This window comes from Streptosporangium lutulentum (genome assembly GCF_030811455.1).
In the GTDB taxonomy this organism is placed as follows: Bacteria; Actinomycetota; Actinomycetes; order Streptosporangiales; family Streptosporangiaceae; genus Streptosporangium; species Streptosporangium lutulentum.
The window spans coordinates 1,406,087-1,419,886 of the sequence record NZ_JAUSQU010000001.1; the positions used below are offsets into that span (position 1 = coordinate 1,406,087).

The following is a 13,800-nucleotide window of genomic DNA, read 5'->3' on the forward strand; positions in this document are numbered from 1 at the left end:
CGTTCACCACCGCGACCCGGTCCGGTCGCCGGTGAGGGCGAAAAACGCCGTCTCCAGCGAGGCGTGGCCCGCCGTGACCTCGGCCAGCGAGCCCTGGGTGACGATACGGCCGTGGTCGATGATCACCACGTCATCGGCGGTGTCGGCCGTTTCCGTCATGAGATGGCTCGACAACAGCACAGTACGGCCGCGGGCCGCGTAGTCCCGGAGGAAGGTGCGAACCCAGCGGATGCCGTCCGGGTCCAGTCCGTTCACGGGTTCGTCGAGGACGAGGATCTCCGGCTCGCCGAGCAGAGCCCCGGCGAGTCCGAGCCGCTGCTTCATGCCGAGTGAGTACTTCTTCACCCGCTGTTTCGCCGTGTCCGCCAGGCCGACGAGCTCGAGCACTTCACGCACCCGCCCGCGTGGGATCCGGTTCGATTGGGCGATCCACGACAGGTGGTCGATCGCACGGCGCTCGGGGACCGAGCCCGCCCCGTCCAGCAACGCTCCGAGCGCTCGCAGCGGGTCTTTCAGGTCTCGGTAGCGCTTCCCCTCGATCAGCGCCCGCCCGCCGGTGGCCGCGTCCAGGCCGAGCAGGACGCGCAACGTGCTGGACTTTCCCGCCCCGTTCGGACCGAGGAATCCCGTGACCCGGCCGGGCCGGGCCGTGAACGTGACGTCGTCGACCGCCTTCTTGCTCCGATAGTGCTTGCTGAGTCCGATGACTTCGATCACTGGGCACCTTGATCCGTCGTGCTGGCTGATTCCGTCCAGCCTGCGGCGACGAGGTGCCGGGCCGCGTCCCCCGGAAGTGGACACCTCAGCGAGACTCGTGCAACAGTCCCGCCTCGTAGGCGAGCACGGCCAAGTGGGTGCGGTCGTTCACATCGAGCTTGGCGAACACGCGCTTGAGATAGGTGCGCACCGTCTCCAGACTCAGGAAGAGCTCGTCGGCGATCTCCTGGTTCGAACACCCCCGCGCGACCAAACGGATCACCTGCACCTCTCTCTCGGAGAGCCGCACGTCCGCGAACGCGTGACGACGCCGCGACCGCCTCGGCGTGAACTGGTGCATCAGCCTCGCGGTGACCTCCGGTGCGAGCATGGCATGGCCCGCGTGAACCGTACGAACCGCATGAAGCACCTCCGGCGGCGACGCGTTCTTCAGCAGGAACCCTGAAGCGCCCAAGGTCAAGGCCTCATGCACATACTCGTCGAGATCGAACGTGGTCAGCATGATCACCCGGGTGCCTTCCGCCTCGGCGAGGACCCGGCGGGCCACGTCCAGCCCGCTGCCGCCCGGCATCTGTACATCGAGCAAGGCCACGTCGGGGGTCAGCGCGAGGATCAGCCGCAGTGCCTCCGCACCGTCGCCCGCCTCCCCGGCGACGCGGAAACCCTCGGTACGCTCGAACAACTTCCGATACACGGCACGGAACCGGCCGTCGTCATCGGCCAGAAACACACTGACAGGCGTCATCTCGCGACTCCCGACGGCAGCCGTGCCTCGACCTCGAAGCCTCGATCCGGCAGGTTCCGCCACCCACCGACCAGACGCGCTCGCTCCCGCATTCCCCGCAACCCGAACCCGGACACGCCGTCCTCCTTACCGGGGCCGTCGTCACGGACACGCACGACGAGCACATCACCGTCCGGGTGGAGTTCCACGGTGCAGGCGGCGCCCGGCGCGTGACGTACCACGTTGCTCAGCGCCTCCTGAACGATCCGGAACGCGATCGCCGCGACGATCTCGTCGACCTGCCCAGGCGCCGCGATCCGCGCGTCGGCGCGCACTCCCGCGGCACGCGTGGCGGCGACAAGTGAGGGCAGCTGCGAGATACCGGGGACGGGCGCCGTCGCGGACGCTCGGCCCGGTTCCACGCCCGGACCCGCCCGGAGCGAGCGGACGAGCGACTGGATGTCCTCCAACGCCGACCTCGCGTGCTCCTCGATGCCGGCGAGCGCGTCACGGAGCTCCTGCTCGCTCGCGTCCGCAAGGCCCCGTGTCACCCCGGCCTCGGCACTGATCAGTCCGAGGGCGTGCCCCACCACGTCATGCACGTCACGAGCGACATCGAGCTGCACACGAAGGGCCTGCTCGACCGCCCAGGCGCGTTCGGTCTCCCGAACGGACTCGACCTGCCTGCCCACGGTGACCCCCAACAACCACGAAACGCTCAAGGCCGTAACCGCGATCACCACACGCTGCCCCCACCCACCCAGGCTCTCTTCCGGGACACCTGTCACGGCCGCCAGAACGGCGACGACACCGACGGCAACGAGGACGAACACGCGAACCCGCGATGCGTGAGTCAGAGCCAGCGAGTACAAACACCAGGCCGTGGCGAGCATCGGATCCTGACACAGGCCCAGCAGACTCGCCACCACCGTCGCGGCACCCGCCGCCGTCACCGCCGGCACCGGAAGGCGCCGGTGCAGCAGCATCGCCGCCGCCGCGACCGCGGCCAGCGCCGGCCCCGCGACCAGGCGCCAGGTGCCGGCCACCTCGATGATCGAAGGAAGCCAGAACACCCCGACGACCACGAACGCCGCCACAGCGTCCACGAAGGGCCGCCGCGGACCCGGTACGACTCTGTCCCCGCTGGAACGGCGCCCCATCAACCCGCCTTGTCCGGGACGGCCGGCACGTCAGCGGTCCGTCTCCGACGATCGGACTTCCACAACGACAACGTATCGCCGCCTGGCCGGATCCTCCCCCGGATGAATTCGCCGCCGGCGGCGTACCTCGGACGGGCCTTCGACGAAGGTGACACGGTCGGACGGGCCCTAACGGCCGTGTCGCTGTTCCTCGATCCCGAGAAGCGCGAGCAGGCAGGGGCGCAAGAGGCGGTCGATCTCCTCCTGGGGCGCGTCGCGCAGAGGATCGAGATCGAGCAGTTGGTGGCCGATGGTGACACCGATCATGATCGAGGTCACCAGCGCCGCGCGCAGACGGGCGTCGTCGCCGGTAAGCGCCGCCCCGATCTGGTCGATCTGCCTGCCGAGCACGGCCTGGGCGGAGGCGGCCGCCTCGGGATGGGTGAGCATCGAGCGCATCATCGCCAGCGAGGTCGGGGGTAGCCCGCTCAGCTTGACGCCGAGCGTCTCCAGCATCCGCTCGATGAGATCCTCCGGCTCCCGCTCTCCCCCGGGTACGGGAGGGGCCTGGACGGCCCGGCTGAACAACTCCTGCTTGGACTCGAAGTACTGCATGACGAGGGCCGGATCGACGCCTGCCGACGCGGCGACGGCCCTGATGGTCGTGCGTTCGAAGCCCCGCTCGGCGAACAGCGCGCGCGCCGCCTCCAGGATGCGCTGCTCGGAGTGGCGACGCCGTTCGGCTCGGGAGAGATTCACCTCGTGACTCTACAGCCGTTGACCCGATCGGGCCGTGAGTCATACACTCAACACTCGTTGAGCGAATGGAGAAGTCATGCAGATCACGACCATCGTCGCCCGTTATCACGACGCGATGCTTCGAAAGTCGGCCGACGCCCTCGCCGATCTCTACGCCGAGGACGCCGTTCACGAGTTCCCGTTCACCACTCCCGGCCTGCCGCCCCGGTTCGAGGGCCGCGAAAAGATCCGTGCCGGATACAAGGCCATGTGGGGCGCGAGCCCGGCGCGGGTGGAGGAGATCCGCAACGTGGTCACCTACGAGACCACCGACTCCGAGGTGGTGGTCGTCGAGCACGAGACGACGGGTGTCGTGGACACCACCGGCGGCCGGTTCCGGGTGCCCGGCCTGCTGGTCCTCCGGGTCAGGGACGACCGCATCGTCCACTGCCGCGACTACATGGACGCCGCCGGGGTCGCCCAGGCCCGAACCGCCTGACGGGCCCGGGGCTCACGGGCCGAGGGCGATGCGCCGTACCCTGGGATCGCCGCGCGGCTCGTCGCGGGCACCGGTCATGGCGACGTCCCGTTCTCCGGTGGATCTTGCCCCGGACGCACCCGCCACCGGCGGCGGATCAGCCCAGGGTGAGGAAGGCGAAGCCCCACACGTCGCGGTAGCCGCGTAGCCAATAGGAGCGGTGCTGGTCCACTTCGGCGCGGGCCGCCTCGGCTCCGGGGTGGTCGGGGTTGGCGACGAGCCACTCCTCCACGTCGGCGGTGAAGCCCGACTCGAACTCCTCCCACTCGCCTTTGCCGGCGGTCTCGATGCGCAGCGGCCGGAATCCGGCGGCCACGGCCTGGTCCACGAGGCCGGCCAGGTCGGTGTAGGTGTCCGCGGAGGTGCCCGGCCACATCCCGGCCAGTTCTTTGTCGGTGGGAGTACGTTCCCAGAACTCGGCGGCGAACAGCAGACGCCCGCCCGGGTTGACCAGAGGGCGCAGGGTGCGCAGGGTGTGCGGGATGCTCGGGCTGTCGCCGAAAGCGTGCCAGGCGCCGACGCTCAGCACCAGGTCCGCGGTGCCGAGATGCTCCTCGGCCGGGCCTTCGACGAAGGTGACGCGGTCGGACAGGCCCCGAGCCGCGGCATCGGCGCGCCCGCGGACCAGGTCGGGCCCGTAGACGTCGACGCCCGTGCCGCGGGCTTCCGGTACGGCCGCCAGGACGCGGAGCAGCAGCCGCCCCCAGCCGCAGCCCAGATCGAGCACGGTCGATGGTTCGGCGGCGGCGAGGCCGGTCGTCAGCCTGTCGGCGCGTTCGGCGGACAGCGGCGCGTGGAAGTCCAGCTTGGAGCCGGTTCCCAGCGAGGGGGGGTTGGTCATGGTGCGCACTGTAGGTGGTTGATCACGATTGCCGCGAGGGCTTTTCCCGGCCCTCCGCCACCGGGCACCGGCCGCTCGCCTCGAAGGTGGGTTCGGTGTCCTGCTCCACCGGCAGGACGCTCGGACCCTCCTCACTCTGCCGAAATCGCGAAACGCCGCCGGATCCCTAGTAGGACTTGGTTACCTCGGGTAGGAGACGGTATGTCACCTGCGTTGGGGGTGAGGGAAGATGACCCCTCAAGAACTCGAGGCCGTGCGGGCGCGACTGGAGACGTTCGCCGCCGAGGTGTTCTCCTGTTTCGCCCGTGCTGATCAGCGGCGATGGGGCGAACGATATGTGCGCGGCCTGCTGACCGACGGGGCCCGTAAATCGATGGAGCCGATGGCGGCCCGGCTGGGCGTGGACCGCCAGGGGCTGCAGCAGTTTCTCACCGACGCCCCCTGGTCACATCAACTGGTGCTGGCCGAGCTGGCCTGGCGGATGGACACGGCGATCAACCCGGCCGCCTGGGTGGTCGATGATGTGTCCTTTGTCAAGGATGGTGAGGAGTCGCCGGGAGTGGCCCCGCAGTACTGCGGGGCGCTGGGCAAGACCGCTAACTGCCAGGTCGCCCCGAGTGTGCACCTGGTCACCGACGTCGCGTCCTGTCCGGTGAACTGGCGGCTGTTCGTGCCCGAGGGGTGGGATGCGGCCTCACCGCGCACGGAGGATTCGGCCGCGGTGGCGGCGCGCAGGCAACGGGCCCGGATCCCCGCGGACATCACTCATGTGCCCAAGTGGCAGCTGGCTTTGGACATGATCGATGAGCTGTGTTGCTGGGGGCTGGAGGCGCCGCTGGTGGTCGCCGATGAGGGCTATGGCCAAGACGGGGCCTTTCGTCTGGGCTTGACCGAGCGTGGCATCGGCTACGTGGTGGGGGTGCGCTCCGATACCGCGCTGCTGGGCATCGATGCCGGCCGGACGGTCGCGCCGTATGCGGGGACTGGGCGGCGGCCGGTGCCGCGTTATCGAGACAAGCCGCGCTCAGCCCAGCAGATCGTGACCGCCGCCGGACGGCGCGCGCTGCACGCGGTGACCTGGCGGGCCGGGTCCAAGGGGCCGTTGCGCTCACGGTTTGTCGCGCTGCGGGTACGGCCGGCGGGGCTACGGATCCGCCGCGCGCACATGGGCGAGGATCTGCCGGTGTGCTGGCTGCTGGCCGAATGGCCACCTGGTGAGAGCGAGCCGACCAAATACTGGCTGTCCACCCTCCCGGCAGACATCCCGCTACGGCGCCTGGTGCGCCTGGCCAAAATCCGCTGGCGCATCGAACACGACTACCGGGAGTTGAAGACCGGCCTGGGTCTGGACCACTTCGAGGGCCGCACCTGGAGTGGCTGGCACCATCACGTGACCCTGGCCTCGGTCGCACACGCCTTCTGCACCCTGGAGCGGCTCGACCCAAAAGTGCCGGCTGCGGTTTGAGCACCTACCGGATCATCGCCGAGTTGCAACTACTCCTGGCGTGCTGGGCCGGAATCTGCCCCACCTGCCGCCGAGCGTTACCCAGACACGCCCAGCCCGTCCCCACCTAACCAAGCCCTACTAGACGAGTAAGTCCGATGTGATCAGTGGTCGTAGGCGATCAGCGAGCGGGTGACCGGGGCTCCGGTCTTGTTGTTGTGCCAGATTGCCGCGGCCATCGCCAGGATGCGCTGGGCGACGCGGACGGCGACGCCCTCGAAGGTCCGTCCGCCGTGTTGTTCCAGGTCGAGTTGGCCTTTGAGAGTGTCGTTGACCGACTCGATGAGCTGGCGGACCTTCTTGAGCATTGGCTCGCCGTGCCGCTGTTTCTCCCGCTTGCGGGAGGGACGCAGCAGGTCGATGCCGTGGGCGGCGAGTTCCTTCTCAAAAGGCTTGGAGGCGAAACCCTTGTCGCAGATGAGCAGAATGCCCTCGCGTTCGGCGATCAGGCCGGCATCGACCTCGAGCATCGCGGCCAGCACCTCCCGCTCGCCGATCTTCGGGTTGGCCAGCGCCCATAAGATCGGCATGCCGGTCGGGGTGCACACCAGATACAGCCGCAGGCCCCAGAAGAACCGGGAGTGTGAGGCGCAGTAGCCATAGCCGGCCCAGCCGGCCAGGTTCGAGCGCTGCACGGTTGGGCGCGACATCCCGCACGGCACCGGTGTGGAGTCAACGATCCAGTGGTTGTCGAACCAAAAGTCGCTGTCGGTGGCCAGCTCCCGGATCATCTGCTTGACCAGGGGCAATGCCGCGCGCAGGCGTTTGTTGTAGCCCGACTGCTGCGGCAGGTACGGGAACATGCCGGACAGGTGCGTGCGGGCGAAGCGCAGCCAGCGGGCCTCGGAGTGGTGACCGAGCAGCGCCTGGGCCACCGCTAGGCAGACGAGCTCGGAGTCGCTGAGCAGCGGCGGCCTGCCCATCGATCGGCTTCCTCCGATCTTGTCGTCGATCTTCACATATAGTGCGGTCAAGAGGGTGTTCAGGTCTTGCGTCACAACATGATCTTGAACGCCCTCTCTTCATGCCCGGTCACCGGCCCCAGACATCGGACTTACTCGTCTAGGCCCCGGCGGGCCCGCCCGCACCCGTGAGGTAGGCGACGACCATCTCGCCGATCATCTTGCGATGCCTGTCCCGATGTTCGGACGTGGTCAGGTCACGCCCGAACAGCGCGCCGAAGGTGTGCTGGTTGGCGATGCGGAAGAAGCAGAACGCGCTGATCATCATGTGGACGTCGACGGCGTCGGCGTCGGTGACGAACGCGCCGCTCGCCTGGCCCGCGTCGAGGATCTGAGAGATCACGTCGAGAACGGGGGTACCCAGGTTCGCCAGCACCTCCGATTTGCGGATGTGCTCGGCCTGGTGGATGTTCTCGATGCTGACGAGCTTGATGAAGTCGCGGTGGGCGTCGTGGTGGTCGAAGGTCAGCTCCGCGAGCGTGCGGATCGCCTCGACCGGCGCCAGATGCTCCACGTCGAGCGTGCGTTCGACGGCCCGGACCTCGGAGTAGGCCTTCTCCAGGACGGCGATGTAGAGCTGTTCCTTGCCGCCGAAGTAGTAGTAGATCATCCGCTTGGTCGTCCGGGTGAGAGCGGCGATCTCGTCCACCCTGGCGCCGGCGTAGCCGTGCCGGGCGAACTCGCCCTGGGCGACCGCCAGGATCTCCGCCTTGGTGCGGTCGGGGTCACGCTGGCGGTCCCCGGTTACGCGGGTGGCGGGCTGCGAGGGCATGAGGCTCCACGGGGATGACGAATCCTGGTCGGGCCTCATCCTATTGCCACGTGCTCACCGGCTGACGGGAGCGTGCTGGACGGCCAGCCGGATGGGGGTGTTCTGCGCGCCGTAGCCGTCGTAGCCGCCGACGCGCTGGACGATCTCGAAGAACACGCGGCCGACGGTGACCGTGTAGAGGTGGAGGAACTCGCCTCGCGCGTCACGGTCGTAGAGCAGCCCGAGCTCCCTGAGCGTCCGGTGCCGCTCGGGCCCCAGGTCGTGGCGGGCTTCGAGGTCGTCGTAGTAGTTGCCGGGGATCGGCAGCAGCACGCCGCCGAGCGCGCGAAGCGCGCGGGCCGTGGCGACGATGTCCCGGCTGGCCAGCGCGACGTGCTGCCACGGGGTGTCCGGGTGGGAGACGTGCGAGCCGACGTGGGCCACGTTGAGCGCTATGCGGACCGCGCCGTCGGGGCTGGTCACCGCCCTGCTCCGGAGCAGGCCGTAGGGGTCGGCCAGCTCCAGGCTCTCCTGCGGGCGCAGGCCCAGGACGCTGCGGTAGAAGAGCGAGGCCTCGTCGAAGTGGTGCCACGGCTGTGTGAGCGCCACATGGTCGATGTGGGTGATCTCTCCGGGCACCGGTTCCACCGCGACGCCGGTGAAGTCACCGGTCCAGCTCGGGTGGTCCGGCTGTGCCGTACGGCAGAAGAACAGCGCGGTGCCGTCGGGGGCGGCGACGGAGTCCAGCGGGGCGTCGTGCGGGGCGCGACGGCGCGGAAGGACCGGCGAGAGCAGCGACTGCGCGCGCTTGACCGAGCCCGCCGGATCGGGGGTCTCCAGTCCGATCGCGGCGAGGGCCGGATCCCGCGCCGCCTCTCCCGCGTTCAGCAGGATCCTGGCCTGGCCCTGCTCCCAGAGCTCGACCGGCTTGCCGCCGTGCACGCCCGTGCGCGTGAATCCGAGTGCGGTCAGCAACCCGCTGAGCTCCGCGGTGTCGGGGGCGGCCAGCTCGGCGAAGGCGAAACCGGTGGGGACGACAGAGCGGGGAGGCACGGCGAGAGCGGAGTCCGGCGGCAGGCGCCGCGCGACGGACTCCTCCAGGGCGATCAGCGATCGCATGGCGTCGACCGCGGTGCGGGCGGTGTCGGCCTGCCGGAAAACGTCGTTGAACACCTCCAGCGACAGCGGCCCGGAATATCCGGCCCGCAGGACGTGGGCCACGAGCCCCGCCAGATCGAAACCGCCCTGCCCGGGAAAGCAGCGGTAGTGGCGGCTCCACTGCAGGACGTCCATCGCGAGGAGCGGGGCGTCGGCGAGCTGCAGGAAGAAGATCTTTTCACCGGGGATCGCCTCGATGCCTCCGGGGTCGGAACCACGCGACAGGATGTGGAAGCTGTCGAGGCAGACGCCCAGGCAGGGGTGATCGGCCATCCGCACGATGCGCCAGGCGTGCAGATACTCGTTGACGTGGCGACCCCAGGCGAGCGCCTCATAGGCGATCTCGATCCCGTGCTCGCCCGCCCGCTCGGCGAGGAGACGCAGGTGCTCGGCGGCGAGCGCGTCGTCGTCGACGGCGTCGGGAGAGACGCTGGAGCAGACGAGCAACCGGGTCGAGCCGAGCCGTTCCATCACGTCGAATTTGCGCTCGGCGCGGCGCAGGTTCCGGCCGAGGAGATCGGCGGGGACCGCCTCGAAGTCACGGAACGGCTGGTAGAGATCGATGCTCAGGCCGAGGTCCGCGGCTCGCGTGCGGATCTCCTCAGGGGACAGGGGGCTGGCGAGCAGGTCGTTCTCGAAGATCTCCACTCCGTCGAATCCCGCGCCGGCGATCGCGGTCAGCTTCTCGGTCAGCGTGCCGCTGAGCGACACGGTGGCGATGGACTTGCGCATGTCGTTCCTTCCTCTCAGGCGCTGACGAGATCGGTCAGGTGGGTGAGCATCCGTTCGGCGTCGGGTTCGCATCCCGTGAAGAGGCGGAAGGCGTGGGCGGCCTGGAAGACGACCATGCCTCCGCCGTCGAGGGTCCGGCAGCCGAGTGCCCGCGCCTGGCGGAGCAGCTCCGTCTCCAGGGGCCGGTAGACCACGTCGGCGACCCACAACGCGGGGTGGAGCAGGCCTGTGGGCAGGGGGAGCCCGGGATGCGCCGCCATGCCGGTGGGCGTCACGTTGACCAGGCCGTCCGCCTCGGGCAGCAGCCCGGCCAGCGCGCCCGGGGCCGCGGCCGACGCGCGCCCGGCGCCGAACCGGAGTGTCAGCTCGGCGGCCAGCGAGACCGCCCGGTCGGGCTGGACGTCGACAAGGGCGATCCGGTCGGCGCCGAGGGTCAGCAGGGCGTGCGCGACCGCGGCACCGGCGCCGCCCGCCCCGAGCTGCACGATCTGGCGGGTGGAGGCGTCCGGAAGCCCCCGGGCGAAGGACTGGGCGAATCCCGTCCAGTCGGTGTTGTGCCCGACGGCGCGGTCGCCGTCGAACACGACGGTGTTGACGGCGCCGAGCATCGCGGCGTCCGGCGAGAGCTCGTCCAGATGCTCGATGACGGTCTGCTTGCACGGATGGGTGATGTTGAGCCCGGTGTAGCCGAATCGCCGGGCCCCGCGAACGAGATCGCCGACCGCCTCCGCCCCCAGTCCGAGCTCGGCGAGGTCGATGAGGCGGTAGAGATAGCGGAGGCCGTGGAAGTCGGCTTCGCGCTCGTGCAGGGGAGGACTCAGGGAAGGGCCGACGCCCGAACCGATCAGCCCGACCAGATGGGAGGTCAACGGTCTCTCTTCTCCAGCAGGTGGGACAGATGGATGAGGGCCAGGGCGTAGCCGTGCGCTCCGGCGCCGCAGATCATGGCGTCCGCGACCTCGGAGACGAACGACGTGTGGCGATACTCCTCGCGGCGGCGGTGGATGTTGGTCAGATGCACTTCGACGATCGGAACGTCCACGGCGGCCAGGGCGTCGCGCAGGGCGACCGAGGTGTGCGTGTAGCCGGCCGCGTTGATCGCGATTCCGGCCGCGTGCCGCCCGGCCTCCTGGACGGCGTCGACGAGCACGCCCTCGTGGTTGCTCTGCCGGAAGTCGATCAGCAGGTCGTGTTGCTCGCCGACCGCGTGGCACAGGGCCTCGATCTCGTCCAGCGTGGTGGTGCCGTACAGTTCCGGCTCGCGGCGGCCGAGCAGGTTGAGGTTGGGCCCGTTGAGAACCAGCACGGGGGCGCGGGACATTGATCACTCCTGAATGTACGAACTAGTACGTTACTTTATAGCCCAGCGAGTCGTCTCCGGGAAAGCCCGTCTCGCCGAGGTGGCCTCCGGTGAGGCGTGACGGCGGTGGCGCCGGCCGGGCCGTCGCCCCGGCCGGCGCCACCGCCTCAGGCTCGCGCCGGCGCGGACCTCATGCGACGACCACGATCCGGCCCGCGAGGACGGACCTCATGGGACGACTGAGGCCGGCCCGCGAGGGGAGACCTCATGCGACCCGGCCCGCGAGGGGGACCTCACGCGATCACCGCGACCCGGCCCGCGAGGGGAGCCGAGAAGGGAGGAAAGCGGTCGAGCACCTCCGGGTCGTGACCGGCGACCACCAGGTCGGGACCGTCGGACAGTTCCCTGATCCGGTCGAACGCCCCGTACATGCCAGTCATGCTGTGCAGGATCGCGAAGGGCCGGTCGTCTTCGATGTTCTCGTAGAAGTGGCTGGCGTCCGAGGCCAGCACCACGTGGCCCTGCGCCGTCCGCACCCGCACCACCTGCATGCCCGCGGTGTGCCCGCCGACCAGGTGGACGCTCAAACCCGGGACGACGGCCGCGTCTCCGTCGACGAGCCGCACCCGGGCCTCCTTCCGGGCGGCCCGCAGGTGCGCCAGGTCGCTTTCGGAGACCAGCCACCGTTCCCTGGTGATGCGCTCCGCCCACGGCCCGGTCCAGTAGTCGAGTTCGGACCGCTGGAGCACGTACCGTGCGGCCTCGAACTCGTGGGCGGTGCCGGTGTGGTCGTAGTGCAGGTGGGTCAGGACGACATGGCCGACGGATTCCGGGGCCACTCCCATCTCGGCCATCGTCCGCGCGGGCGAGGCGAGATACTCCAGTCCCTCGATGCCGGCCGCCCGATCGGCGTGGATCCCGGCGTCGACGAGGACCGTGTGGTTCGCGGAGACCGCCAGCCAGACGTAGTAGGCCGTCGGGTGCGGTTCGTCCCACCGGGTGTCGTATCCGTGGAAGTGCTGGCCGCGCCGTCCGTCTCGCTGTGCGTAGCGGATCGCGTAGACCCGGAACTCGTCGTCTGCCCTGCCGCTCATGTCGCCTCCGATCTCAGGCGGAGACCGTCGCGGGCCCCGACGGGGTCTTTCCCGTTTTCAGGCCGAGATCCTCGGTGGGAACCTTGTAGGTTTCGCGTCCGGACGCCACGGCGATCACGTTGATCAGGCACAGGACCGCGACGATGATCGAGACGCCGAGCCAGCTGTCCTTGCCCGTTCCGGCGATCGCGGTCGCGATCGTGGGGGCGAACCCGGCGATCGCGAAGCCGATCTGGGTGCCGATCGCCATGCCGGAAAGGCGGACCCGGGTGCTGAACATCTCGCCGTAGAAGGACGGCCACACCCCGCTGGTCGCACTGTGCACGATGCCGAACATGAGGATCCCGACCACGAAGATCAGAAGGTAGTCGCCGGCCGCGATCGATCCCAGGTAGGCGAACATCAGTACGGCGCAGCCCAGGGAGCCGCCGATGAACACCGGCTTGCGCCCGACCCTGTCCGACAGCCTTCCCCACAGCGGGATCGTGATCACGGCCGCGACGTTGGCGAGGACGCCGACCCACAGCATGGGCGAGCGTTCCAGCCCGATCGTGTTGACCGCGTAGGACAGGGCGTGAACGGTGAAGATCGTGCTGACGGAGGCGATCACCGCGGCCACGACCACGCGCAGGACGTCGGCCCAGTGGGTCCGGAACAGCACGGCCAGCGGCATCTTGGCGACGCCGTTGCTCGCGACCTCCTGCTCGAACGCCGGCGTCTCCTCAAGCGTGCGGCGGATGACGAGCCCGACCACGGCGACGATGATGCTGAGCCAGAACGGCACCCGCCAGCCCCAGGAGAGCAGCTGCTCCTCGGGAAGGGCCGCGATGGGCAGGAAGATCGCGGTCGCGAGGATCTGTCCGGCCTGGGTGCCGTTGAGGGTGAAGCTCGTGTAGTACGCGCGCCGGTTCGGCGGGGCGTGCTCAAGCGTCATGGAGTTCGCGCCGGCCTGCTCTCCGGCCACCGAGAAGCCCTGCAGCAGCCGGAGAACGACCAGGAGCACCGGGGCGAGCACCCCGACCTGGTCGTAGGTGGGCAGGCAGCCGACGAGGAAGGTCGAGATCCCCATCAGCACCAGGGTGAAGACCAGGACCTTCTTGCGGCCGAACTTGTCGCCGACATGCCCGAGGACGAAGGCGCCGACCGGGCGGGCGAGGTAACCGACGCCGAACGTCGCCAGGGCCAGCAGCGTCCCGGTGGCGGGGGAGGAGGCGGGGAAGAAGACCTTGCTGAAGACCAGGGCCGCGGCGGTGCCGTAGATGAAGAAGTCGTAGTACTCCAGCGCACTCCCGATCCAGGCGGCGAGCGCCGCCTTGCGAGGCTTGCCCTGCGCGACGGGGGCGGTCGCGCCGGGGTTGGCCGGGTCTGTGGTCATAGGGGTGGTTCTCCTCTGCGAATGCTCCGATGCGTCGGCAGCGAGACGATCGGTGTCGTGGGTCGGCCGCCTACTCGATGTCGGAGCATGACCAGGTCAAGCCTCTACGGGTCGGGTTTCGGCGGCAACTGGGGGGTGTGCCGTTCGATCGCTCGGTCGGGGGCTCCCACGTGAGCGGATTCGTCGGACGGATCTGCGGTGTCGGGGTACGAACCACAGGGTCGGCT

At 69.3% G+C, this 13,800-nt stretch carries 14 protein-coding genes; 2 read left to right on the forward strand and 12 right to left on the reverse strand.

Features of this window, described 5'->3' with window-relative positions:
* Nucleotides 1–3 precede the first annotated feature (3 nt).
* The 4 genes from J2853_RS05805 to J2853_RS05820 form a co-directional block, all read right to left on the reverse strand.
* On the reverse strand, nucleotides 4–717 hold the full coding sequence (locus J2853_RS05805; RefSeq protein ID WP_307555717.1) for an ABC transporter ATP-binding protein: 714 nt from the start codon (nucleotides 715–717) through the stop codon (nucleotides 4–6).
* Nucleotides 718–802: 85 nt separating this feature from the next.
* Nucleotides 803–1,462, reverse strand: a complete 660-nt coding sequence (locus tag J2853_RS05810; RefSeq protein WP_307555719.1) for a response regulator — start codon at nucleotides 1,460–1,462, stop codon at nucleotides 803–805.
* Nucleotides 1,459–2,547 carry a sensor histidine kinase gene (locus J2853_RS05815; RefSeq protein ID WP_307555721.1) on the reverse strand — a complete coding sequence of 363 codons (1,089 nt, stop codon included), beginning with the start codon at nucleotides 2,545–2,547 and terminating at the stop codon, nucleotides 1,459–1,461. The genes J2853_RS05810 and J2853_RS05815 overlap by 4 nt, the downstream gene beginning before the upstream one ends.
* 222 nt (nucleotides 2,548–2,769) lie before the next feature.
* Complete coding sequence (locus J2853_RS05820; protein ID WP_307555723.1) at nucleotides 2,770–3,339, reverse strand: TetR/AcrR family transcriptional regulator; 570 nt, start codon at nucleotides 3,337–3,339, stop codon at nucleotides 2,770–2,772.
* A 76-nt stretch (nucleotides 3,340–3,415) separates the two neighbouring features.
* Between J2853_RS05820 and J2853_RS05825 the strand changes: the two genes are divergently transcribed.
* Nucleotides 3,416–3,817 carry a nuclear transport factor 2 family protein gene (locus J2853_RS05825; RefSeq protein ID WP_307555725.1) on the forward strand — a complete coding sequence of 134 codons (402 nt, stop codon included), beginning with the start codon at nucleotides 3,416–3,418 and terminating at the stop codon, nucleotides 3,815–3,817.
* 136 nt (nucleotides 3,818–3,953) lie between these two features.
* Here the strand turns inward: J2853_RS05825 and J2853_RS05830 are convergent, their stop codons facing one another.
* Nucleotides 3,954–4,697, reverse strand: coding sequence for an SAM-dependent methyltransferase (locus J2853_RS05830; protein ID WP_307555727.1), 744 nt, complete (start codon nucleotides 4,695–4,697; stop codon nucleotides 3,954–3,956).
* A 229-nt stretch (nucleotides 4,698–4,926) separates the two neighbouring features.
* Between J2853_RS05830 and J2853_RS05835 the strand changes: the two genes are divergently transcribed.
* Nucleotides 4,927–6,162, forward strand: a complete 1,236-nt coding sequence (locus tag J2853_RS05835) for an IS701 family transposase (protein ID WP_307554052.1) — start codon at nucleotides 4,927–4,929, stop codon at nucleotides 6,160–6,162.
* 143 nt (nucleotides 6,163–6,305) lie between these two features.
* On the opposite strand, the gene J2853_RS05840 is transcribed toward J2853_RS05835, so the two are convergent.
* The 7 genes from J2853_RS05840 to J2853_RS05870 all read right to left on the reverse strand — a co-directional run bounded on the left by J2853_RS05840 (nucleotide 6,306) and on the right by J2853_RS05870 (nucleotide 13,573).
* Nucleotides 6,306–7,199 carry an IS982 family transposase gene (locus J2853_RS05840; protein WP_307555729.1) on the reverse strand — a complete coding sequence of 298 codons (894 nt, stop codon included), beginning with the start codon at nucleotides 7,197–7,199 and terminating at the stop codon, nucleotides 6,306–6,308.
* 64 nt (nucleotides 7,200–7,263) lie between these two features.
* The gene (locus J2853_RS05845; RefSeq protein ID WP_307555731.1) at nucleotides 7,264–7,935 is read right to left on the reverse strand and encodes a TetR/AcrR family transcriptional regulator; all 672 of its coding nucleotides are present in this window, start codon (nucleotides 7,933–7,935) and stop codon (nucleotides 7,264–7,266) included.
* 54 nt (nucleotides 7,936–7,989) lie between these two features.
* Nucleotides 7,990–9,804: a bifunctional sugar phosphate isomerase/epimerase/4-hydroxyphenylpyruvate dioxygenase family protein gene (locus J2853_RS05850; protein ID WP_307555733.1), complete on the reverse strand. Its 1,815-nt coding sequence runs from the start codon at nucleotides 9,802–9,804 to the stop codon at nucleotides 7,990–7,992.
* A 14-nt stretch (nucleotides 9,805–9,818) separates the two neighbouring features.
* Entirely contained in the window at nucleotides 9,819–10,673 is an 855-nt protein-coding gene (locus J2853_RS05855) for a shikimate dehydrogenase (protein WP_307555734.1), read from the reverse strand.
* Nucleotides 10,670–11,125 carry a type II 3-dehydroquinate dehydratase gene (gene aroQ, locus J2853_RS05860; protein ID WP_307555736.1) on the reverse strand — a complete coding sequence of 152 codons (456 nt, stop codon included), beginning with the start codon at nucleotides 11,123–11,125 and terminating at the stop codon, nucleotides 10,670–10,672. Before aroQ ends, J2853_RS05855 begins: the two co-directional genes overlap by 4 nt.
* 272 nt (nucleotides 11,126–11,397) lie before the next feature.
* The gene (locus J2853_RS05865; RefSeq protein WP_307555738.1) at nucleotides 11,398–12,198 is read right to left on the reverse strand and encodes an N-acyl homoserine lactonase family protein; all 801 of its coding nucleotides are present in this window, start codon (nucleotides 12,196–12,198) and stop codon (nucleotides 11,398–11,400) included.
* Between the two features lie 13 nt (nucleotides 12,199–12,211).
* On the reverse strand, nucleotides 12,212–13,573 hold the full coding sequence (locus J2853_RS05870) for an MFS transporter (RefSeq protein ID WP_307555740.1): 1,362 nt from the start codon (nucleotides 13,571–13,573) through the stop codon (nucleotides 12,212–12,214).
* Between the last annotated feature and the right edge of the window lie 227 nt (nucleotides 13,574–13,800).